Origin of the sequence: Aurantimonas litoralis, from assembly GCF_026153195.1 — a bacterium.
GTDB classification, from domain to species: domain Bacteria; phylum Pseudomonadota; class Alphaproteobacteria; order Rhizobiales; family Rhizobiaceae; genus Aurantimonas; species Aurantimonas coralicida.
Genome location: NZ_JAPFBM010000004.1, coordinates 56,391 through 77,648 on the forward strand (window position 1 = coordinate 56,391; position 21,258 = coordinate 77,648).

A 21,258-nucleotide genomic window follows, 5' to 3' on the forward strand; every position below is an offset into this window, starting at 1 on the left:
TGTCGGTTTCATGGCGCAGCCGATACGACATTCTTGCGGAGGCAGGACAGCCCCATGCAGCTTCCCCCGACCCTGCGCGCGGCGCTGGCGGACCGCCTGGACGCGGAATCCTTCGACGATCTGCGCCTCGCCGGTTCGCGGCTGAGCCAGCGCTACCGGGCCGAGACCCGCGACGGACGCCAGCATCTGGACGGCGAGGCGGCGGTGCTGGCCTATCTGGCGGCGCGCATGCCGGCGACCTTCGCGGCAATCCGCGCGAGCCTCGAGGCGGTGGCCGGGCGGCGGCCGGATTTCGCGCCGGTGTCGCTGCTCGACGTGGGGGCGGGGCCCGGCACGGCGCTGTTTGCCGCCCGCGACGCCTATCCCGGCCTGACCCGGGCGACGCTGGTGGAGGCGAGCGCGCCGGCCATGGCGGTCGGCGAGGCGCTGACGCGGGACGGTTTTGCCGACACGGCGGACGCGGGCGATGCCCTGCATGTCGACTGGGTGCGCGGCGATCTCGCCACGGCGCTGGGCGCGCGTGCGCCGGCCGATCTGGTGACGCTCGGCTATGTGCTGGACGAACTGGCACCGGCGCAGCTGGCACCGCTGATGGCCGCGCTCTGGCGGCTGACGGCGGGGGTACTGCTGATCGTCGAACCGGGCACGCCGGCGGGTTGGCAGCGCATCCTCTTGGCACGCGATGCGCTGCTGGAGGCGGGGGCGGAGATCGTCGCGCCGTGTCCGCATGCCAGGGCCTGTCCGGTGAGGGTGCCGGACTGGTGCCATTTCGCCGAGCGGGTGGAGCGCACGCGCACCCACCGTCTGGCCAAGAGCGCCACGGTGCCCTTCGAGGACGAGAAATACGCCTATCTGGCGGTGGCCCGCACGCCGGCCGCACCGCCTGCGGCCCGGGTGCTGGCGCCAGCCCGCAAGGGCAGCGGCAAGATAACCCTCAAGCTCTGCAACGACGACGGCTCGCTGCGCGACCGGCTGGTCACCAAGCGCGAGGGCCACCTGTTCCGCACCGCCCGCCGCCTCGACTGGGGCGATGCGCTGGAGTGAGGGGGGCAGGCGGCGGCAAAGGCCACCGATCGCGCCAACCGCCGGGCCTGGTTCGGGACGGGAAGCAAGCGGCTGCTTTGGGTGGAGAGCGACGGTCGGCTCTTGCGCCTTTCGATGAAAGAAGCTGCCGCTCAACGGTCCTCAATCACCGCCAGCCCCACCATCATCAAAACGATCGCCGGCCCCGTCTTCACGAGCGCGCCCAGGGGTTCGATCCACATGTCCGGCGTCAGGACGGCCGCACCGATCATGTAGAACAGGGACAGGCCTATCCCTGCCAGCAAGCCAATGCGGCAGGTCCGCCTGTTGCCGATCAGGATGCCGATCGAGAGATCCATCAGGCTCGTCGCCCCCGTGACGACGGTCGCAGGTAAAGAACCGAAGCCATGGTCGGTCAGGATCTTCACCGCCGGATCGAAGGCGACGGAGATTGCGATGCCGCCGGACGCGATCCAGAACAAAGCGAGGATGCCGACGATAAGGGCTTTCAGCAAGTAGAGGCGTGCGTACCAGCGTTCCTGTACCGTCGCCGAAATCGCGCCGAGAGTGGCCGGACCAGACAAGGGAGCAAGACCGGTCGCCTCGCGCCATCTCGTCGCGTCGCCTGTCACGCCGCGGCGCAGCTCGGCGAGAGCGGTGGAGCGAACCGGAGGGCGCCAGCCCCATAGCGAAACGACGTCGCCGGCGAGCGCCGCCGTTGTCAGCAGCCAACTCGGAACTCTGACCCGGCGCCGCGGCCCGGCAAAACGCGCCGCGAGCCCAGCCAGTACATCGCCCACGGTCGTCGGCTCGTCGTCCATCACATCCCAGCGCGCCTGCCAACTCCAGCGTCCCGCGCACCATTGGTCCAGAAGGAAGTCGACGGTGCGTCCGATGTCGCCGACAGCGGTCACCGCGAAGGGGCGTTCGGCAAGATTCTCTGGCAGGTCGAAGGGAAGAACGGCGAGGGATCGCATGAGGGCACTGCCCCCATAGGCCGCATCGGCGACGACGAAGCCCGGACGCAGGATCACATGGGAAAGGCCGGAACTGCCGATCGTCGCCTCTGCCGCCCGCTTGCCCAGGCTGAACTCCGTCCGATCATCCTCCGGCGAGCCGGGGATCGAGACGTGGATGAGAAGCGGCAAACGCCCGTCCTGCGTTTGAAGAGCGTCGACGAGGCGTGCGACGAAATCGAGATTGGCGGTCGCGGCGGGCGAACCCGGCGCGTCTTGAAGGACCCCGACGCAGTTCACGAAGACGTCCGCCCCCGTCGCCGCGAGATAGGCGCGCAGGCCTGCTGTATCCGCGTCGACCAGCGAGAAGCGCATCAATCGTCCGCCCCACGCGGCTACTTGAACGGGCGTGAAGCGTCGCGCCACCGGGATGACCTCGTGGTCCTGCGACATCAGAAACGTGCAGAGCGCTTCGCCGATGAGACCCGAAGCGCCGAGTACGGCCACGATGGGTCTGCGCGCCTCGAGGGTCACAGCGCCGGCCTCGCGATCATCAGCCACAGGATCGTCAGGACAGAGCCGAAGCCCGGAATGCCTAGGACAAACCAGATACGGTAGAGGCGGTGATAGGCCGGCGGAAGCTCCCGTCCGGCGCGTGCCGCATCCAGTGCTAGATCTCGCATCCGCGCCTGTATCCAGACCACCGGCAGCCAGAAGACACCGGCCACGCCGTAGAGAATGAGTGCCAGCCCCAGCCAGCCCTCCCAGAGGGGAACCCCCGTCATCTCGGCGAGACCGTATCCGGTGACCGGTTGGGCAATCACCGCGGTAGCGGTAAACACCATGTCGGCTGTGACGACGACACCCGCCGTGCGCGCAACGAAGGCCGCGTCCTTCGAGCGGTGCGCCATCAGCATGAAGAAGGCGATCCCTGTTCCGGTCCCGAGAAGGACGATCGCGCCGATCACATGCAGATATTTGAGCAGAAGATAGTCCAAACGAACTCCGCTGACTGGTCTGCGGACCATGTCCCCGGACGAGACGATGCCGATGCACGACTCAACAAGTCGTAAAGGAGGCGCGTAAGGCCAGGAAGTACCGATCGCGACTGTCCCGACGAGACTAACGAAGTGCAGGGGCGTCAGCTTTCAGGAAAGCATTGGGCTGGGCCAGCCGTCCGCAATGGGTCGAAAGCTGCCGGGCGTAAGTGGCCTCTACTACCCCATGCCGGATTGAAGGGGCCTGCCGTCCGCCAGGGTGCGCTGATAATCTCTCGTTTGAGATGCCGAGAAGCAGAAGCGATTTGGCCGACGATCCAATGACCCGTGACGACAATCCCGACTGGAGCGAGGCCGTCGTGGCGCCGCTGGACAGTGCGCTGAAGCTGCAGGCGATCCGGGCACGGCTGCGCCTCAGCCAGTCGGCCTTCGCCGCCCTGTTGCGGATCCCGCGCTCGACGCTGCAGAACTGGGAGCAGGGGCGGACCGCGCCGGACAGCTTCGTGCGGCACGTCATCGACGTGATCCACGACGATCCCGAAGGCATGCGCCAGCGTCTGGAACGCGACAGCGCCGCCTGAGCTGACACCCGGCGGCGCTGGTTTGCGGTCGTTGTCCGGTGGCTCAGTCCATGGCTTCCAGTTCGTCGATGAAGCCGGAGATCATGGCGAGGCCGCGGGACCAGAAGGCGGGGTCGGAGGCGTCGAGGCCGAAGGGCTGCAGGAGCTCCGAATGGTGCTTGGTGCCGCCGGCCTTGAGCATCTCGAAATACTTCTCCTGGAAGCCGGCCTCGGAGTTCTCGTAGACCGCATAGAGCGAGTTCACCAGGCAGTCGCCGAAGGCATAGGCATAGACGTAGAACGGCGAGTGGATGAAGTGCGGCACGTAGGTCCAGTAGGTCTCGTAGCCGTCGCCGAGGCGCAGAGCGGGTCCGAGACTGCGCTTCTGGATGTCCATCCAGATCTCGCCGATCCGCTCGGTGGTCAGTTCGCCGCCGCGGCGCTCCTCGTGCAGGGCGCGCTCGAACTGGTAGAAGGCGATCTGCCGGACCACCGTGTTGATCATGTCCTCGACCTTGGAGGCGAGCAGCGTCTTGCGCTCCGCCTTGGTCGTCGCCTGGTCGAGCAGCGAGCGGAAGGTCAGCATCTCGCCGAAGACCGAGGCGGTCTCGGCGAGCGTCAGCGGGGTCGCCGCCATCAGCGCGCCCTGGCGGCCGGCCAGCACCTGGTGGACGCCGTGGCCGAGCTCGTGGGCGAGGGTCATCACGTCGCGCGGCTTGCCCATGTAGTTGAGCAGCACATAGGGGTGGACGCTCGGCACGGTGGGATGGGCGAAGGCGCCCGGCGACTTGCCCGGCCGGATTGCCGCGTCGATCCAGTCATTGGTGAAGAAGCGCTCGGCGATCGAGGCCATTTCCGGCGCGAAGCCCGAATAGGCCGACAGCACCGTGTGCCGGGCCTCGTCCCAGGAGATGTCGCGGCGGGTGGAATCGGGCAGCGGCGCGTTGCGGTCCCAGTAGTCGATGACGTCCTGGCCGAGCCATTTCGCCTTCATGGCGTAATAGCGGTGGGAGATCGACGGATAGGCGTCGGTGACGGCCTGCGACAGGGCGTCGACGACATTGCGCTCGACCCGGTTGGCCAGATGGCGGGAATCGGCGACGTCCTCGAAGCCGCGCCAGCGGTCGGAGATCTCCTTGTCCTTGGCCAGCGTGTTGGTGATCAGCGTGAAGGTGCGCAGGTTCTCGCTGAACACGTTGGTCAGGGCGCTCGCCGCCTTGCGGCGCTTCTCGCGGTCCGGATCCTGCAGGATGTTGAGGGTCGCCTCCAGCGCCAGATCGTCGCCGTCGACGGTGAAGCGCAGCGAGGTCAGCGTCTCGTCGAACAGCCGGTTGAAGGCGCCGCGGCCGGTGATCGCCTTTTCGTGGAACAGCTCCTCGACGCGATCCTCCAGCTGGTAGGGCTTGTCGAGGCGCAGATCGACGAGCCACGGCCGGTAATGGGCGAGCGCCGGATCGCGGTCCATTGCCGCGTCCATGTCGGCATCCTCGATGCGGTTCAGCTCCAGCGGGAAGAACAGGAGGCGCGACGAGATGTCGGTGACCACCGACTGGATGTCGCCGTAGAACTTGGCGCGCGCCGGGTCGGAGGTGTTGCCGGAATAGACCAGCCCGGCATAGGAGATGATCCGCCCGAGAAGCTCCTCCAGCGCCTCGAAGCTGGCGACGGCGGCGGCGAGATTGCCGTCCTCGGCCCTGGCGGCTTCCTCGAGCCGGCCGCGCCAGCGCTCCTGGAACGCCTCGGCATCGGCGCGGGCGCGCTCGACGTCGCGTGTCAGTTCGGGACTGTCCATGGCCGGGTAGAGATCCGACAGATTCCATTCCGGCAGGGCGCCGGTGGCGTCGACCGCCGTCTCGGCGGCGGAAAAGGTCGGTCGGACAGAATGCGTCATCGGGACAATCTCATGGCTTGGCGGGAATACCGGCCGGCGCGGGTCGCCGGACGGCCGTCGGAAAGGATCAAATTCGACTGAAATTGCTGGGACTTTTTTGCCCATTCTCGTTCAGTCGCTTTTTAGCGGTGCGTGTCAATTTGGGTCGTTCTCGCGTCAAGACGAGACTGGAGGCTGACATGAACCGCGTAGTACTTATCGTTGACGACGACCCCATTCAACGGCGTCTGGTGGAAGCCCAGATCGGCCGGATGGGCCTGCGTCCGCTGACCTGCGACGGCGGCCTCGCGGCGTTGCGGGCGCTCGACGCGCACCAGCCGGGCGAAATCTCCGCCGTCATCCTCGACCTGATGATGCCCGACAAGGGCGGCAGCGAGGTGATGGCCGAGATGCGGCGGCGCAATCTCGACATTCCGGTGATCGTGCAGACCGGCAAGGGTTCGATCGACACCGTCGTCGAGGCGATGCGGGCCGGCGCCTTCGACTTCGTCGTCAAGCCGGTGTCGCCGGACAAGCTGAAATCGGTGATCGACAGCGCGCTGAAGATGCGCGGTGCGGCGACGCGGCGGACCACGTCGAAGGCGCGCACCGTGCGGCTCGACCAGGGCGACGCCTCGCCGGCGCTGCGGCCGGTGCTGGCGGCGGCGGCCAAGGCGGCGCGCTCGGGCATTCCGGTGCTGATCTCCGGCGAGACCGGGGTCGGCAAGGAATGGCTGGCGAGCGCGATCCAGGCCGGCGGCGACCGCGCCAAGGCGCCCTTCGTCAAGGTCAATTGCGGGGCGCTGCCCGGCGACCTGGTGGAGAGCATCCTGTTCGGGCACGCCAAGGGCGCCTTCACCGATGCCGGCCAGCCGCATGAGGGCAAGTTCGCGGAGGCCAATGGCGGCACGCTGCTGCTCGACGAGGTCGGCGAATTGTCGGCCTCGGCGCAGGTGAAGCTGCTGCGGGTGCTGCAGGACGGCGTCATCGACCCGGTGGGCGGGCGCCAGGCGGTGAAGACCGATGTGCGGATCATCTCGGCGACCAACCGGGACCTGGCGGCCGGGGTGACTGCGGGCCGGTTCCGCGAGGACCTCTATTACCGGCTGAACGCCTTCGAGCTGACCGTGCCGCCGCTGCGCGAGCGGCGCAGCGAGATCGCCAAGCTGGCCCGCCGCTTCGTCGACCGCTACGTGGCGATGGAGCCGCAATCGCCGGTCCGGCACCTGGCGGCCGACGCGATCGCGCTCCTGCAGCGCTACGACTGGCCGGGCAATATCCGGCAGCTGGAGAACGCCATCCACCGCGCGGTGGTGCTGGGCGAGAGCGAAAGCCTGACGGCGGTGGACTTCCCGCAGATCGCGGCGCTGATCGCGGCCGGGCCCGCAGAGACAGAGGCGGAGGCGGACCCCCATGCGGCGGCCCATGCCGGCCACGGCGCCGGGGCGCCGGGCGACCCGGCGCCGATATCCAACGGCCACGGTCGCACCGAGCCCGCAGATTTCGCGGTGCGCGACCAGAATGGCGAAGTGCGGCGGGTCGAGGAGGTGGAGGCGGATCTGATCCGGCTGGCCCATGCCCAGTATCATGGCCGCATGAGCGAAATCGCCCGGCGGCTGGGAATCGGGCGGTCGACGCTGTACCGCAAGATGCGGGAATACAAGATCGACGCCGATTGATCAGCTTGCGCCGGTCAAGATCTTCCCATCCGGCAAGGCGTTGATTTCACGCCGAAACACCACTATCCCGGCGAGTAAGCTTAATTGGGCCTTAACGCTTTTCTTGCAGAATCGGGAGAAAGTTCGCTGACTGTCATCTTCATGCCGCAGTTTCGGAAAAATTGGACAGGCGACGAGAACGGTCATCGGGGTTGCCCATACCGGCGGATGCGTCCGACGGGCAGGCAAGTGTTTTGAGGGGAAGAGACCGCATGTTCGGACATACCGCTCGCGCCGGCCGCTCGGCCTGGCGCCTCGCGACGTTCGCTGCCCTGGCTCTGCTGATCGGCGGCACGGTCACCGCGGCGAAGGCCGAGACCCGCGTCCTGAAGTTCTACAATCTGCATACCAAGGAGAAGGGCAGCTTCTCCTACAAGAGCAACGGCCGCTACAACAGCGGCGAGCTCAAGAAGATCAACTGGTTCCTGCGCGACTGGCGCAAGGGCGAGCAGACCCAGATCGACCCGCGGCTCCTGGACCTGATCTGGGAGGCGTATCGCCAGAGCGGCTCCAACGCCCTCATCAATGTCGTCTCCAGCTATCGCTCGCCGGCCACCAATTCGATGCTGCGCTCGCGCAGCTCGGGCGTCGCCAAGAAGAGCCAGCACACGCTGGGCAAGGCGCTCGACTTCTACATTCCGGACGTGCCGCTGGCCAAGCTGCGCGAGATCGGCCTGAAGATGCAGGTCGGCGGCGTCGGCTATTATCCCAAGTCCGGCTCGCCCTTCGTGCATTTCGATGTCGGCAACGCCCGCCACTGGCCGCGTATGAACCGCAAGCAGCTGATGGCGGTCTTCCCGAACGGGAACACGGTGCATGTGCCCTCCGACGGCAAGCCGCTGCCGGGCTACCAGCAGGCGCTGGCGTCCTACAAGCAGCGCCGCGGCGGCTCGTCGATCCAGGTCGCCAATGCCGGCTCGGGCTCTTCGGGCGGCGGCAAGACGCTGCTGGCCATGCTGTTCGGCGATGGCGACGAGGGGGAGGACGAGGTGCAGAGCGCGCCGACGCCGCGGGCTCCGGTGAAGACCGCGGCCGCGCCGAAGGTCGAGGTCGCTTCGGTCGTGCCGCAGGCGCGCCCAAGCCGGGATCTGCCGGGCGGTGTCGCGGTGCCGGTCGGCGACCGCTTCGATACGGGTGCGCCGGCCTCGGCTGCCGCCCCCGCGCAGACCGAGGTCGCGGCCCTGATCAATGCACAGATCCCGGTACCGACCTGGGCGCCGAGCCGCGCCGTGCCGGCCGACGCCTCCGACGCCCCGGCGGCCCGCGAGGATGCGGTGTCGACCCTCGTTGCCGCGCTCGAGGAGCAGGCCAGCGAGACCGTGGCGAGCGGCCAGATGGCCTATGCGGTTCCCACGCCGGGCAACCGCCCGCAATTCGAGAGCGTGTTGCAGGACAAGCCGGCAACCGCCGCGACGGCGATCGCCAAGGCGGCGCCTGCCAAAGAGACGATGAAGGCCGTGGAGATGGCCGCCAGGGCGCCGAGCCCGCGTCCGCAGATCGACCCGCAGGCCACCAAGCCGGTGCCGGCGCTGATGACCGCAGCGGCATCCAGCGCGCCGAAGCCCCGGCCGCAGCCGGCCGATGCGGCGGTTGCCGCAGCAGCGACTTCGGGCAAGGGCGGCCGCGTCCTCAACGCCGTGGTGCAGGACACGCCGAAGCCGAAGGTGCTCGATCCGCAGGAGGCCATCGCCTCGCGCTTCAAGATTGCGGCGCTCGTCTCCGACACCGACAGCCGGGCCGCGCGCCTGGCGACGGCCAAGCCGGATGCCGGGCGGCTGGTCGGCAATTTGCCGAGCACGCTGTTCGCCTCGGGCTTCGCCCCGGCGGCCAATGCCGGCAAGAGCGACCGCTTCTCGGGCTCGGCCGTCAACTTCCTGCCGATGGTGAAGGTCGGCCAGTAAGGCCGCCGCTCCGCCATCCGCGCACGATCAAGATCGTCGACGGCCGTCCGGTGTTGCCACCGGGCGGCCGTTTTCGTTCGGGCGTGGAGTGGCGGGACCGGCAACGCGCCGCTGCGGCCTGCACGGCCGAACGCGCGGTGGTGTTGCGGAGAAGACCGGGGCGCGGCGCCAGTTGACCGATACGTAAAAGTCCGTCGAAGCCTTGTATGGGGACGAGGAATGCACGTCGTGCGAGCGCTCTCGACTTCGCTGCAGTGCCGAAGCAGTGCGATATCCGCGTATCTTCGCAACGGCTTGGGCCGGTTTTTTCACCGCAGTCGGCGGTCGCAACTTCACCGATATATCGTTCGCTGGTCTTACCACCGAAGCAGTGCGATAAGACGCAAAGCATTTCCGGTTTTTGCGGCTCATTGAACAATGCCGGACAGTTTCGCCGCATGGTTGTGCCGGTTGCGGCCTCTTGATGTACGCGCATCATTTAGAGTTGTTCTATAATAAGGCAGACATTCGATATTCTGCGGCTGCTTATTCGCCCCGGCAAGTGTGGACAAAATTGTCGGGACTTAGGGGTTGCGGATAATCCACTTGACATTAAGTAACGCCACATAAATACCAAACATGGATGGTGGATTGCCCAGAGGCGAGGCCACCGTTTCGCAATAAACAAACTGCACGAGGCGCGCAGAGGCGCCTGATTCAACAGGCGCAATCGCCACAACTTCGCGCAGCACGGGGTAAAAATGGACCAGATCGAAAACGTCGAAAACAACGAAATGCTGATGGAGCTCACCGCGGAAGTGGTGGCGGCTTATGTCAGCAACAACTCGCTGCCGGTTTCCGAACTGCCTGCACTCATCTCGGACATCTACGGCGCCCTCGGTCGCACGAACAGTGCGCCGCAGGCGGTGCAGGCCGAGAAGCCGAAGCCGGCGGTGCCGGTGAAGAAGTCGGTGACCGACGACTACATCATCTGTCTCGAGGACGGAAAGAAGTTCAAGTCGCTGAAGCGCCACCTGATGACCCACTACAATCTCTCGCCGGAAGAGTACCGCGAGAAGTGGGACCTGGCGCCCGACTATCCGATGGTCGCGCCGAACTACGCCGCGGCGCGTTCGCGCCTCGCCAAGCAGATGGGCCTCGGCCACAAGCGTCGCCGCGCCGCGGCACGCTGAGCCGGCCGCCGCATCGCTGCGGCAGCAACAGAAAAAGCCCGCCGGAGCGATCCGGCGGGCTTTTTCGTGTTCGGGTGACAGCCTCGGGTGAGGGGGGGCGCCGGCGTGGATGCGAGCCGCGCCGGATCCATGGACCGGCGACCGGCGACGCGTGGTCGCCGGCGCGGCGCCGCTGGCGCCTATTCGCGTGGCAGGTCCGGGGCCATGCCGAGGGCCTGCAGGTAGAGATCGAGGATCGCTTCCTGCTCCTGGCGCTCGTTCTGGTCCTGCTTGCGCAGCGAGATCACGCGGCGCAGCACCTTGGTGTCGAAACCGTTGCCCTTGGCCTCGGCATAGACGTCCTTGATGTCGTCGCTGATCGTCTTCTTCTCTTCCTCGAGCCGTTCGATCCGCTCGACAAAGGATCGCAGCTGATCCTGGGCGACATCGTTCACGTCGGACATGGTGGGTCTCCGTCTGGCACTTTCGCGCAATGAATTGGCCGGGAACTACCAGACCGGGGTGATTCGGGGAAAGCCCGTTGTGCCGCTATGGCACGTGGCGACCGCCCGATGCGGGGTCCGCGCGCGAAAACGTTACTCGCTCGGGCGCGTCTGCTCGAAGCGCTGCGCGGTCTCGGGGCTCGCCTCGCGCTGGTAGCGGTCGCGCCATTCGCCGTAGGGCATGCCGTAGACGATCTCGCGGGATTCGTCCTTGGTCATGGCGATGCCGTCGGCCTCGGCGGCGTCGCGGTACCAGTTGGACAGGCAGTTGCGGCAGAAGCCGGCGAGGTTCATCAGGTCGATGTTCTGCACGTCGGTGCGTTCGCGCAGATGATCGCGCAGGCGCCGGAACGCCGCCGCTTCGAGCTCGATGCGCTTCTGGTCGTCGATCGGGTCCATGTCGCTCTCCTGTGTCCGTCCGCCTCGCGGCGCCTTGCCCCGATATCGAGCCGAAGCGTCTTCGCATCAAGGGTGCGGTGGCGCGAGGCGGCGGGCAGGGGGCCGGCCGGCCGGTTCGGGCTCGCAACCGGCCGGCGGATGATCTAGGACGGCGGCAGCGCAGCGTGGTCATGTCGTTGACAGGTTCGACCGCTATGCGAAAGCTGCCTCTCGTGCGGACACTCTCTCTTTCGGGGAAAGCGTGATGATACCCAACCCGTTTCGCCGGCTGCGCCACGGATTTGCTCTCGGGCTGATGGCCGCCGGACTGTTCCTCGTCTCGGCGCCGCTGACGGCGGACGCCGCCCGCGCCGATTTCCGGGTGTGCAACGGCACCCAGTCGCTGGTCGGCGTGGCCATCGGCTACCGGGCCGAAGCCGGCTGGACCACCGAAGGCTGGTGGCGGATCCCGGCGACGACCTGCAAGGCGATCATCGAGGGTCCCCTGTCGTCGCGGTACTATTACGTGTATGCCGAGGACTCCGATGGCCAGGGCCGCTGGGCCGGGCCGGTGAATCTCTGCATCGCCGAGAACGAGTTCAAGATCGCCGGGGTCAAGGACTGTTTCAAACGGGGCTACCAGAAAATGGGGTTCCGCGAATACGACACAGGCGAGCAGGCCAGCTGGATGGTCCAGCTGACCGAAGCGCCCCGCGAAACAACGGATAGCCAATGAGACGCCATCGCAAGGTCAAGATCCTTGCCACCCTCGGGCCGGCATCGTCCTCCGAGGAGATGATCCGCAAGCTGCATGAAGCCGGTGCGGATGTCTTTCGCATCAATATGAGCCATTCCGACCACGATCTGATGCGCGAGCTCGTCGCGCGCATCCGCCGGGTCGAGTCCGCCGTGGGCCGGCCGATCGGCATTCTGGCCGATCTGCAGGGCCCGAAGCTGCGGGTGGCAAAATTCGCCGAGGGCAGCGTCCAGCTGACGGTCGGCGATGATTTCACCCTCGACGACAATCCCGAGCCGGGCGACACGACGCGCGTCTATCTCCCGCATCCGGAAATCCTGGAAGCGGTGGAGGTTGGGCACCGGCTGCTGATCGACGACGGCCGGCTGCAGCTCGTCTGCACCGAGACCGACAAGCACTCGATCAAGTGCCGCGTCGTCGCCGGCAACAAGATTTCCGACCGCAAGGGCGTCAGCCTGCCGGACACGACCCTGACCACCGGGGCGCTGACCGACAAGGACCGCCGCGATCTCGACGCGGTGCTGGCCGAGAATGTCGACTGGGTGGCGCTGTCCTTCATCCAGCGTCCGGAAGACCTCGCCGAAGCGCGCAAGGTGTCGCGCGGTCGCGCGTTCCTCCTGTCGAAGATCGAGAAGCCGCAGGCGGTGGAACGGCTCGACGAGATCATCGAACTGTCCGACGCGATCATGGTCGCGCGCGGCGACCTGGGCGTCGAGATGCCGCTGGAAGCGGTGCCAGGCATCCAGAAGCGGATCACCCGTGCCGCCCGCAAGGCCGGCAAGCCGGTGGTCGTCGCCACGCAGATGCTGGAATCGATGATCTCGGCCCCGGTGCCGACCCGCGCCGAGGTCTCGGACGTGTCGATCGCCGTCTATGAGGGCGCCGACGCGGTGATGCTGTCGGCCGAATCGGCGGCCGGCGAGTATCCGGTCGAGGCGGTGTCGACGATGGACCGGATCTGCCAGCGCGTCGAACTCGACCCGCTCTATCCGGGCATCATCTCGGGCCAGCGCACGCCGCCCGAGGCGACCGGCGCCGACGCCGTGTCGCTGGCGGCCCGGCAGATTTCCGAGACGCTCGGCGTGTCGGTGATCGTGACCTATACGGCGACGGGCACCACCGGCCTGCGGGCCGCCCGCGAGCGGCCGCAGACGCCGATCCTGGCGCTGTCGCCGGTGCTGGCCACCGCACGGCGCCTGTCGCTGGTCTGGGGCCTGCACTGCGTGGTGACGGAAGACGCCCAGGATCTCGACGACATGGTCGACCGGGCCTGCCGCATCGCGGTGGAGCAGGGCTATGCCAAGTCGGGCGAGCGGATGATCGTGACGGCCGGCGTGCCGCTGCGCACGCCGGGCGCCACCAACATGCTGCGCATCGCCTATATCGGCTCGGACGGCCTCAGCGCGGTCTGACGCGGCCGTTCAATCAACGTGCAACGGCCCGGCGGTCTGTCTCAGATCGCCGGGCCGAGCAGTTCCTCGGACAGGCGCCCGGCGGCGTCCTGCGCCGAATCCAGCGCCGGGTAGACGGCGAGGACCCGCAGATAGGTCTCCAGCGCCTGTTCCTTGCGGCCGGTCTGTTCGAGAATCATCGCAAGGCCCATCAGGGCGCCCCAGTGCCGCGGCTCGCGCAGCAGGGTCTGCTCGATGTCGACCAGCGACTTGCCCAGCCTGTTCATCGAGAAATTCAGCGTCGCCCGGCGGTTCCACGCCTCCGGATAATGCGGCGCGATGACCAGCGCCTGATCGAGCAGGTCGAGCGCGGCGGCGTTGTCCTCGCGGGTCATGGCGAGGGCGGCACGCTGCATCAGGAGATCGATGGTGGCGCTGCCGCTGCGGCGCCAGTGGCGCTCGATGCGGCCGGCAATGCGGCGGGCGGCGCGTTCGTCGGCCTGTTTGCGCAGCTCGGCGAAGAGGCGGTCGAGTTCCTGATCCGGCGTCTCGTCGGCGACCTGGGGCTCGTCGGTGGCCTCGTCCTCGGCGACGGGAGCGCTGCCGAATGCGTCGGGATTGTCGGTCACGCCTTCATCGGGCGGCGGAATCACCATGGGCGGCGATTGCGAATCGTCCGGGCCGGGGAGCGGCGCGGCCTCGGGCGGACGATCGGGCTCGATCAGCGACGGCGGGGGGCCGTCCTGTGCCAGCGCCGGGACGAGGCCCGGGGCGAGAAAGCAGACACCAAGGGTGAGACAATGAAAAACGCCGCGCATGCGGAGAGGTTAATTCTCCGCAGCGCAGCGTCAATCAGAAACTTCGTGATCGAAGGGGCGGGGACGGGCGAGGCCGGTCCCCAGGGGCATCAGCCCTGGCGCGCCTTGAAGCGCGGTGCCACCTTGTTGATGATGTAGACGCGGCCCTTGCGGCGCACCATGCGGTTGGCGCGGTGACGGGTCGCGAGGGACTTGAGCGAGTTCTTGATCTTCATGACAACACCGGAATGTTAGACGCGAGGATCGGGGCTGGCCGTTCCGCCGCAAAATGATGGGCGCGCCGCAGCGGCACGCCCGGAAAGATTGGTGCCGAAATAGCTTTGCCGGCAGCTTTTGTCAACGCTCCCGGCGCCATTGCGACCGCCCTGTGACGCCCGATTTGCGCGGATTCAGTCCGTCAGCCGGGTCAGATGGCCCATCTTGCGGCCGGGCCTTGCTTCCGGCTTGCCGTAGAGATGGAGGAGGGTGGCGGGCTCGGCGAGAATCGCATCGACCCGCTTCACGTCGTCGCCGATGAGATTCTCCATGACGCAGTCCGAGTGCCGCGCGGCGGAGCCGAGCTTAAGGCCGGCGATCGCCCGCACATGCTGCTCGAACTGCGAGACGACGCAGGCCGCCTCGGTCCAGTGGCCGGAATTGTGCACCCGCGGGGCGAGCTCGTTGACGAGGATGGTGTCGTCGCCCTGCACGAAGAACTCGACGCCGATGACGCCGACATAGCCGAGCTTGGCGAGGATGCTGGCCGCGACGGCCTTCGCCGCTTCGCCGACCTGCGGCGAGACGCGGCCGGGGACGGTGGAGGTATGCAGGATGCCGAGCCGGTGGACGTTCTCGGCCGGATCGTAGGCGACGACGCTGCCGTCGATGCCGCGCGCCGCGATGATCGAGCATTCGTAGGCGAAGGGCACCTTCTTCTCGAGAATCGCCGGCACGCTGCCGAGGCTCTCGAAGACGTCGGCATGGGGCCCGCCCTTGCGGATCGAGGCCTGGCCCTTGCCGTCATAGCCGAAGCGGCGGGTCTTCAGGATGCAGTCGCCGTCGAGCTCGACGAGGGCGTGGCCGAGCTCGGCGACGCTGTCGATGGCGCGCCATTCGGCGGTGGCGACGCCGATGCCGTTGAGAAACGCCTTCTCCACGACGCGGTCCTGGGCGACTTCCAGCGCCTCGGCCGGCGGATAGAGCGGCACGGTGGTGACGGCGGCGCGGATCTGCTCGACCGGCACATTCTCGAATTCATAGGTGACGACGCTGGTGCGGGCGGCGAGGTCGCGCAGGGCGGCGACGTCGTCATAGGCGGCGACGATCTGCGCGTTGGCGACCTGCGCGGCGGGGCAGCCGGCGTCGGGATCGAGCACGATCACCCGGTAGCCGAGACGGGCCGCGGCCATGGCCAGCATGCGGCCGAGCTGGCCGCCGCCGACGATGCCGATGGCGGTTTCCGGCATGGCGAAGCGCGCTTCGGCGCCGGGGGCGGGCGGCGTCGTGCTCACGGGGTGTCCACGGGGGCGGCGGCGACCGCCTCGGTCTGGGCCTTGCGCCAGGCATCGAGGCGACCGGCAAGGGCGTCGTCGGACAAAGCGAGCACGCTGGCGGCGAGGAGGGCGGCGTTGACGGCGCCGGCGCGGCCGATGGCGAGGGTTCCGACGGGCACGCCGGCGGGCATCTGGACGATGGAAAGGAGGCTGTCCTGGCCGGACAGGGCACGGCTTTCGACCGGGACGCCGAACACCGGCAGCGGCGTCATCGCCGCGGTCATGCCGGGCAGATGGGCGGCGCCGCCGGCCCCGGCGATGACGACCTTGAAGCCGGCGGCCTTGGCGCCGCGGGCAAAATCGTAGAGGCGCTCGGGCGTGCGGTGGGCCGAGACGATCTGCGCGTCATAGCCGATGGCCAGCGCGTCGAGCGTGTCGGCGGCGTTCTTCATCACCGACCAGTCGGACTGGCTGCCCATGATGATGGCGACGGGCGGGGAGAGGGCGGCGTCGCTCATGCGCTGATGTCCGGAATGATCTGATCCTCCAGATCCTGCAGGCGGTCCCGGATGGTCAGCTTCTTCTTCTTCATCCGCTGGACCTGCAGCCGGTCGCAGCCGGTTGCGACCATCGCGTTCACGGCCGCGTCGAAATCGGCATGTTCCTGCCGCAGACGCGCCACCTGCAGCCTCAAGGCCGCCTGTTCCTGATCCGCCATTCTGTTCCTTTCAGGCACCGCCGCGTGCAACCGAACCGGGGTCTCGACAATTGTCCAGACAGTCGTGACGGACGATTAGCAAAACCGCCCATCGGACGATAGCGACCGCCGGACCAATCGACAGTGCGACACTCTTGTGACACCGTCGACTGGTTGCTGGCTCCGGTTCGCATTGCGGACCGCGACCTAACTCACGAAGGGAGAAGCCATGTCCTTGGATACCCATCTCGCTACGCTGGAACAACGCCACTCGGCGCTCGACCACGAGATTTCAGCTGCGCTGGTATCGAAACCGGCGATGAGGGATTCGGAACTCCGGGAGATGAAGCGAAAGAAGCTCCAACTGAAGGACGAGATCGAGCGGCTGCGCCAGCCTGCCGGCTGATCTCAGACCTCCCAAGCCATTCCGCCCCGGCACCGGCAACGGTGTCGGGGCGTTTTTCGTCCGGGCCCGGGCGCCGCGCCGCCATTCTCAGCCGATCGCCTTGCGCAGCACGTATTTCTGGATCTTGCCGGTTGAGGTCTTCGGGACCTCCTGGAAGCGGATCTCCTTGGGGCATTTGAAGCGGGCCAGCCGCTCGCGGCAATGAGCGATGAGATCGGCCTCGGTGACGCTGCGGCCGGGCTTGAGCTCGACGAAGGCCAGCGGCGTCTCGCCCCATTTCTCGTCCGGCTTGGCGACCACCGCGGCGGTCGCGACATCCGGGTGCTGGTAGAGCGCGTCCTCGACCTCGATGGAGGAGATGTTCTCGCCGCCCGAGATGATGATGTCCTTGGCGCGGTCCTTCAGCTCGATATAGCCGTCCTCGTGCAGGACGCCGAGATCGCCGGAATGGAACCAGCCGCCGCGAAACGCCTCGGCGGACGCCTCGGGGTTCTTCAGATAGCCGCGCATGACGATGTTGCCGCGGAACATGACCTCGCCGATGGTCTCGCCGTCGGCCGGGGTCTTTTCCATCGTCTCGGAATGCATCACCGCCAGATCCTCCAGCGCCGGATAGCGCACGCCCTGGCGCGCCGTCTGGGCGGCGCGGGCCGGGCCGTCGAGGGCGTTCCACTCGTCCTTCCACTCGTTGACCACGGCGGGGCCGTAGGTCTCGGTCAGGCCGTAGAGATGGGTGACCTCGAAGCCGGCGTCGCGCATGCCCGACAGCACCGATTGCGGCGGCGGGGCCGCGGCGGTGTTGAAGGTGACGGTCTGGTCGAAGTCGCGCTTGTCGCCGGGATCGGCGTTGATCAGCGTCGCCATGACCACCGGCGCGCCGCACAGATGGGTGACGCCGTGATCGGCGAGGGCGTCGAACATAGCCTTGGCCCGGACCCAGCGCAGGCAGACATGGGTGCCGGCCTGGACGGCGAGGGTCCAGGGGAAGCACCAGCCGTTGCAGTGGAACATCGGCAGCGTCCACAGATAGACCGGATAGCGGCCCATGCCGGAGGCGATGACGTTGGCGTAGCCCATCAGCGCGGCGCCGCGATGGTGGTAGACGACGCCCTTCGGGTTGCCGGTGGTGCCGGAGGTGTAGTTCAGCGAGATCGCGTCCCACTCGTCGTTGGGCATGTGCCAGGCATAGTCCGGGTCGCCCTCGGCGACGAGCGCCTCGTATTCCAGGCTGCCGATGGCCGGTCCCTTGGCGACCGGGGCGTCGGCGGGAAAATCCGGATCGTCGCAATCGACGACGAGGGGCGTGGCCCTGGCCTTCTTCAGCGCTTCGGCCATGACGCCGGAGAATTCGCGATCGACGAGCACGACTTTGGCTTCGGCATGGTCGAGCTGGAAGGCGATGATGTCGGCGTCGAGACGGGTGTTGATGGACAGGAGCACGGCCCCGGTCATGGGCACGCCGTGATGGGCCTCGAGCATGGCCGGGGTGTTGGACAGCATCACCGCGACGGTGTCGCCGCGCGCAATGCCGCGCCGTTCCAGCGCCGAGCCGAGGCGGCGCGAGCGCGCGTAGAACTCGGCATAGGTGCGGCGCAGGGCGCCGTGGATGATGGCGACCCGGTCCGGATGCACCAGCGCCGCGCGGGCCAGATGGCGCAGCGGCGTCAGCGGCTGGTAATTGGCCGCGTTGCGATCGAGATGCTCGTCGTAGATGCCCATGTGTCCGTCCCGAACTCCCCCGTTTGGGGCTGTTCTATAGAAGATCGGGAGGCGCGCGTCACGGCGGATTGCGCCGAACGCCGGCAGAGGGCCCTAGAAGAACAGCGCCCGGGCACCGTCGACGATGAGCTTCAGGCCGACCGGCACCAGCACCATGTAGGCGATCCAGTAGAAGGCCTTAGGGTCGACGCGGCGCACCAGCCAGACGCCGGCAAGGGTCGCGACGGGCGCCAGCGGCATGAGCACCGCCGAGGTCGCCAGATTGTCGGCCGAGAACTGGCCGAGCAGGAAATACGGGATCAGCTTGACGGCATTGGTGGAGGCGAAGAACAGCACCGAGGTGCCGGCATAGACCGGCGGCGGCAGGCGCAGCGGCATGACCGCGACCTGGAAGGGCGGGCCGCCGGCATGGCTGACGAAGCTGGAAAAGCCGGCAATGGCGCCCCAGCTCAGGCTCTTGGCGGTGTTGCGCGGCCGTGGCTCGAGCTGATGGCGCGAGCGCCAAAACCATTCGGCGGCGAACCACAGTGCCAAAAGGCCGATGACGAGGCGGATGCCGTCGGCGGAGACCATGGTGGCGGTGAGATAGCCGAGAAGGACGCCGCCGAAGGAGGCCGGCAGCATGATGGCGATGACGCGGCGGTCGAAGGTGCCGCGCCAGGCGACGAGGCCGACGATGTCCATGGCCACCAGCACGGGCAGCATGATCGCCGCGGCGGTGACCGGCGAGATGACGACGGCCATCAGCGGGACGCCGACCAGCGTCAGCGCGCCGCCGAAGCCGCCCTTGGCCAGGCCCACGAGAAGCACCGCGGGGATCGCGACGAGATAGAACAGCGGGTCGGTGATCACGCGGCGAGCGGCTTCCGGTCGGAGTCGGCAAACGAAGGTGCCGCAGGAGTAGAACCGTCGCACCGCCATGGCAACTGCGGGCCATGGCGGCATCCGGCGGAATGCGCCGGGGCATTGGGCCGTGAGCGCGGCCGCGGCACGGCGGATGTTTCCCACCCGGCGAGTGATTTGCTAAAGCCTTTCGCGAAACGGCCGACACGACGATCGGCGCCCGACATGCAAGGTCAACATTTTCGATGGACACCGAATACATCCGTCCCCGGCTCGTACTCCTGACCACGCCGCTCGGCGACGCGGATGCCGTGACGGCCGTGCAGGCCGCGCTTGCCGGCGGCGACGTCGCCTCGGTCATTCTCGACCCGGCCGGCCGCGACGCCGTCTCCTTCCAGAACCTTGCCGAGAAACTGGTGCCGATCATCCAGGCGGCGGGTGCCGCGGCGATCGTCGCCGACGACACACGCTGCGCCGGCCGCGTCCAGGCCGACGGCATTCACATGACGTCGGGCGATCCGGCGGAGCTCGGCGAGACCATGGAGCGCTTCGCGCCGAAGCTGATCGTCGGCGCCTCGGGCTTCGAGACGCGCCACGACGCGCTGGAAGCCGGCGAATTGCGCCCCGACTACCTGCTGTTCGGGCGGTTCGGCGGCGACGTCGACCCGAACCCGCATCCCAAGAGCATCGCCATGGGCGAATGGTGGGCCGAGATCGTCGAACTGCCCTGCATCGTCCTGGCGGGCGGCGACATCGAGAGCGTGGTGGAGGCCGCGGCGACGCGGGCCGAGTTCATCGCCCTGTCGGCGGCCGTCTTCGCGCAGCCGGATGCGGCAGGCAAGATGGTGGCGCGGGCCAATGCCCTGATCGACGCCTGGTTCGAAAGCGCGGCCGCATGAGAGCGCCCGAACGAGCGGCCGGCGGGCGGCTTGTCCTTCTAGCGGGGCTGGCGGCGCTGATCATCGGCGCCGGTCCGGCCTGGGCCCAGAGCGCGGATGCGCCGGCTGCGGCCGCGGCGGCCGATCCGGCGGCGCTGGATCAGGGAACGCTGACCGAGGGCGCGCAGGGCGAGGCGCTGCCGGTGCCCGCGGAGGTCGCGCCCGAAACGCCGCCGGCGGAAGGCCAGCAGCCGTCCCCCAGCGATCTCGCCTACGGCGCCTATCAGCGCGGCTTCTACCTGACGGCGCTGAAGCTGGCCGAGCCGATCGCCAATCTCGGCGATCCGGCGGCGCAGACGCTGCTGGGCGAGATCTATTCGCGGGCGCTCGGCGTGCCGCAGGATCTGCAGAAGGCGGCGCACTGGTACGAGGCGGCGGCCAAGGCCGGCAGCGCCGAGGGGCAGTTCCGCTTCGCGCTGATGCTGCTCGACGGCACCGTGGTCGCCTCGGACATCGCCAAGGCGCGTGACCTGATGGCGGCGGCGGCCGAGCAGGGCCTGCCGCTGGCCCAGTACAATTACGCCCAGATGATCGTCCAGGCCTCGCCCTCGGGCGGCTTCGAGGAGGCCTTCGGATATTTCCAGAAGGCCGCCAATGCCGGCGTCGCCGATGCCCAATATGCTATGTCGCAGCTCTATGAGTATGGCCGCGGCGTGCAGGCCGACAGCGCCGTGGCGCGCAAATGGCTGCGCGCGGCGGCGATCAACGGTCTCGGCGCGGCGCAGGTGGAATTCGGCATCTGGCTGATCAACGGCAAGGGCGGTCCGCCGCAGCTCGAGGACGGCTTCCGCTTCCTCAAGCGAGCGGCCGACCGGGGCAATCCCATCGCCATCAACCGGGTGGCGCATCTCTACAAGGATGGCGTGGGAACCGCGCCGGATCGCCTGCAGGCGGCGAAATGGGCAGTGCTCGCCAAGCGGGTGGAAAACTCCGACCCGACCCTCGACGACTTCTTCCGCGGGCTCGATCCGCAGACCCAGAAGTCGGCCCTGGAGGCGGCCAACCGGTTCCGTTCGCGCTGAGCAGCACAGCCGAAACCCGCCACGAGGCTTGAATGGCGGGGTAAATTATGGTCTTGAGCCCCGACCCGCAGAGATCGTCAGACGAAGGCATGGAGCCCGGCACCGGCCGGCCGCCCCCTTCCGGCGAGCGAGCCTGC

General features: G+C 67.8%; 23 protein-coding genes. 10 read left to right on the forward strand and 13 right to left on the reverse strand.

Going from position 1 to position 21,258, the window contains the following annotated elements; translation table 11 throughout:
* The first annotated feature begins 54 nt into the window (after positions 1-54).
* Positions 55-1,044, forward strand: coding sequence for a small ribosomal subunit Rsm22 family protein (locus tag N7I30_RS10040; RefSeq protein ID WP_498638561.1), 990 nt, complete (start codon positions 55-57; stop codon positions 1,042-1,044).
* A 131-nt stretch (positions 1,045-1,175) separates the two neighbouring features.
* Here N7I30_RS10040 and N7I30_RS10045 read toward each other — a convergent pair whose 3' ends face one another.
* Positions 1,176-2,486 (reverse strand): SDR family oxidoreductase, encoded by a 1,311-nt coding sequence (locus N7I30_RS10045; protein ID WP_498638563.1) that lies wholly within the window; start codon positions 2,484-2,486, stop codon positions 1,176-1,178.
* 23 nt (positions 2,487-2,509) lie between these two features.
* Positions 2,510-3,007 (reverse strand): DUF2269 family protein, encoded by a 498-nt coding sequence (locus N7I30_RS10050; protein WP_498638565.1) that lies wholly within the window; start codon positions 3,005-3,007, stop codon positions 2,510-2,512.
* Positions 3,008-3,282: 275 nt separating this feature from the next.
* On the opposite strand from N7I30_RS10050, the gene N7I30_RS10055 reads away from it, so the two are divergent.
* Complete coding sequence (locus tag N7I30_RS10055; protein WP_498638567.1) at positions 3,283-3,558, forward strand: helix-turn-helix domain-containing protein; 276 nt, start codon at positions 3,283-3,285, stop codon at positions 3,556-3,558.
* Between the two features lie 43 nt (positions 3,559-3,601).
* On the opposite strand, the gene N7I30_RS10060 is transcribed toward N7I30_RS10055, so the two are convergent.
* Positions 3,602-5,428: a M3 family oligoendopeptidase gene (locus N7I30_RS10060; protein WP_498638569.1), complete on the reverse strand. Its 1,827-nt coding sequence runs from the start codon at positions 5,426-5,428 to the stop codon at positions 3,602-3,604.
* A 179-nt stretch (positions 5,429-5,607) separates the two neighbouring features.
* Here N7I30_RS10060 and N7I30_RS10065 point away from each other — a divergent pair, with 179 nt between their 5' ends.
* Complete coding sequence (locus N7I30_RS10065; RefSeq protein ID WP_498638571.1) at positions 5,608-7,086, forward strand: sigma-54-dependent transcriptional regulator; 1,479 nt, start codon at positions 5,608-5,610, stop codon at positions 7,084-7,086.
* Here the strand turns inward: N7I30_RS10065 and N7I30_RS10070 are convergent, their stop codons facing one another.
* Positions 7,087-7,272, reverse strand: a complete 186-nt coding sequence (locus N7I30_RS10070; protein WP_498638573.1) for a hypothetical protein — start codon at positions 7,270-7,272, stop codon at positions 7,087-7,089.
* Positions 7,273-7,337: 65 nt separating this feature from the next.
* Here N7I30_RS10070 and N7I30_RS10075 point away from each other — a divergent pair, with 65 nt between their 5' ends.
* Together N7I30_RS10075 and N7I30_RS10080 are read left to right on the forward strand one after the other, a co-directional pair.
* Positions 7,338-9,026 (forward strand): peptidoglycan L,D-endopeptidase MepK, encoded by a 1,689-nt coding sequence (locus tag N7I30_RS10075; RefSeq protein ID WP_498638575.1) that lies wholly within the window; start codon positions 7,338-7,340, stop codon positions 9,024-9,026.
* 740 nt (positions 9,027-9,766) lie between these two features.
* On the forward strand, positions 9,767-10,198 hold the full coding sequence (locus N7I30_RS10080) for a Ros/MucR family transcriptional regulator (RefSeq protein ID WP_024348910.1): 432 nt from the start codon (positions 9,767-9,769) through the stop codon (positions 10,196-10,198).
* A 179-nt stretch (positions 10,199-10,377) separates the two neighbouring features.
* On the opposite strand, the gene N7I30_RS10085 is transcribed toward N7I30_RS10080, so the two are convergent.
* On the reverse strand, positions 10,378-10,641 hold the full coding sequence (locus N7I30_RS10085) for a DUF2312 domain-containing protein (protein ID WP_024348909.1): 264 nt from the start codon (positions 10,639-10,641) through the stop codon (positions 10,378-10,380).
* Positions 10,642-10,773: 132 nt separating this feature from the next.
* Positions 10,774-11,079, reverse strand: coding sequence for a DUF1244 domain-containing protein (locus N7I30_RS10090; protein ID WP_188077630.1), 306 nt, complete (start codon positions 11,077-11,079; stop codon positions 10,774-10,776).
* Between the two features lie 295 nt (positions 11,080-11,374).
* Here N7I30_RS10090 and N7I30_RS10095 point away from each other — a divergent pair, with 295 nt between their 5' ends.
* A complete protein-coding gene (locus N7I30_RS10095) occupies positions 11,375-11,794 on the forward strand; it encodes a DUF1036 domain-containing protein (RefSeq protein WP_029702587.1) in 420 nt (139 codons plus the stop codon).
* Positions 11,791-13,227 (forward strand): pyruvate kinase, encoded by a 1,437-nt coding sequence (gene pyk / locus N7I30_RS10100; protein ID WP_024348907.1) that lies wholly within the window; start codon positions 11,791-11,793, stop codon positions 13,225-13,227. Before N7I30_RS10095 ends, pyk begins: the two co-directional genes overlap by 4 nt.
* A gap of 41 nt (positions 13,228-13,268) precedes the next feature.
* Here the strand turns inward: pyk and N7I30_RS10105 are convergent, their stop codons facing one another.
* The 5 genes from N7I30_RS10105 to N7I30_RS10125 form a co-directional block, all read right to left on the reverse strand.
* The gene (locus tag N7I30_RS10105) at positions 13,269-14,024 is read right to left on the reverse strand and encodes a hypothetical protein (RefSeq protein WP_498638578.1); all 756 of its coding nucleotides are present in this window, start codon (positions 14,022-14,024) and stop codon (positions 13,269-13,271) included.
* Positions 14,025-14,113: 89 nt separating this feature from the next.
* Positions 14,114-14,239, reverse strand: coding sequence for a type B 50S ribosomal protein L36 (gene ykgO, locus N7I30_RS10110; protein WP_024348905.1), 126 nt, complete (start codon positions 14,237-14,239; stop codon positions 14,114-14,116).
* Between the two features lie 174 nt (positions 14,240-14,413).
* Positions 14,414-15,469: a 5-(carboxyamino)imidazole ribonucleotide synthase gene (locus N7I30_RS10115; protein ID WP_498639074.1), complete on the reverse strand. Its 1,056-nt coding sequence runs from the start codon at positions 15,467-15,469 to the stop codon at positions 14,414-14,416.
* 41 nt (positions 15,470-15,510) lie between these two features.
* On the reverse strand, positions 15,511-16,014 hold the full coding sequence (gene purE, locus N7I30_RS10120) for a 5-(carboxyamino)imidazole ribonucleotide mutase (protein WP_498638581.1): 504 nt from the start codon (positions 16,012-16,014) through the stop codon (positions 15,511-15,513).
* Positions 16,011-16,214: a YdcH family protein gene (locus N7I30_RS10125; protein WP_024348902.1), complete on the reverse strand. Its 204-nt coding sequence runs from the start codon at positions 16,212-16,214 to the stop codon at positions 16,011-16,013. Before N7I30_RS10125 ends, purE begins: the two co-directional genes overlap by 4 nt.
* Before the next feature lie 208 nt (positions 16,215-16,422).
* Between N7I30_RS10125 and N7I30_RS10130 the strand changes: the two genes are divergently transcribed.
* Positions 16,423-16,599 (forward strand): YdcH family protein, encoded by a 177-nt coding sequence (locus N7I30_RS10130; RefSeq protein WP_035694417.1) that lies wholly within the window; start codon positions 16,423-16,425, stop codon positions 16,597-16,599.
* An 87-nt stretch (positions 16,600-16,686) separates the two neighbouring features.
* Here the strand turns inward: N7I30_RS10130 and N7I30_RS10135 are convergent, their stop codons facing one another.
* Both N7I30_RS10135 and N7I30_RS10140 read right to left on the reverse strand, forming a co-directional pair.
* The gene (locus N7I30_RS10135) at positions 16,687-18,318 is read right to left on the reverse strand and encodes an acyl-CoA synthetase (protein ID WP_498638583.1); all 1,632 of its coding nucleotides are present in this window, start codon (positions 18,316-18,318) and stop codon (positions 16,687-16,689) included.
* A gap of 93 nt (positions 18,319-18,411) precedes the next feature.
* On the reverse strand, positions 18,412-19,170 hold the full coding sequence (locus N7I30_RS10140) for a sulfite exporter TauE/SafE family protein (protein ID WP_024348900.1): 759 nt from the start codon (positions 19,168-19,170) through the stop codon (positions 18,412-18,414).
* Between the two features lie 236 nt (positions 19,171-19,406).
* Here N7I30_RS10140 and N7I30_RS10145 point away from each other — a divergent pair, with 236 nt between their 5' ends.
* Together N7I30_RS10145 and N7I30_RS10150 are read left to right on the forward strand one after the other, a co-directional pair.
* Positions 19,407-20,060 (forward strand): thiamine phosphate synthase, encoded by a 654-nt coding sequence (locus tag N7I30_RS10145; RefSeq protein WP_498638586.1) that lies wholly within the window; start codon positions 19,407-19,409, stop codon positions 20,058-20,060.
* Positions 20,057-21,121 carry a tetratricopeptide repeat protein gene (locus tag N7I30_RS10150; RefSeq protein ID WP_498638588.1) on the forward strand — a complete coding sequence of 355 codons (1,065 nt, stop codon included), beginning with the start codon at positions 20,057-20,059 and terminating at the stop codon, positions 21,119-21,121. Before N7I30_RS10145 ends, N7I30_RS10150 begins: the two co-directional genes overlap by 4 nt.
* Positions 21,122-21,258 lie beyond the last annotated feature (137 nt).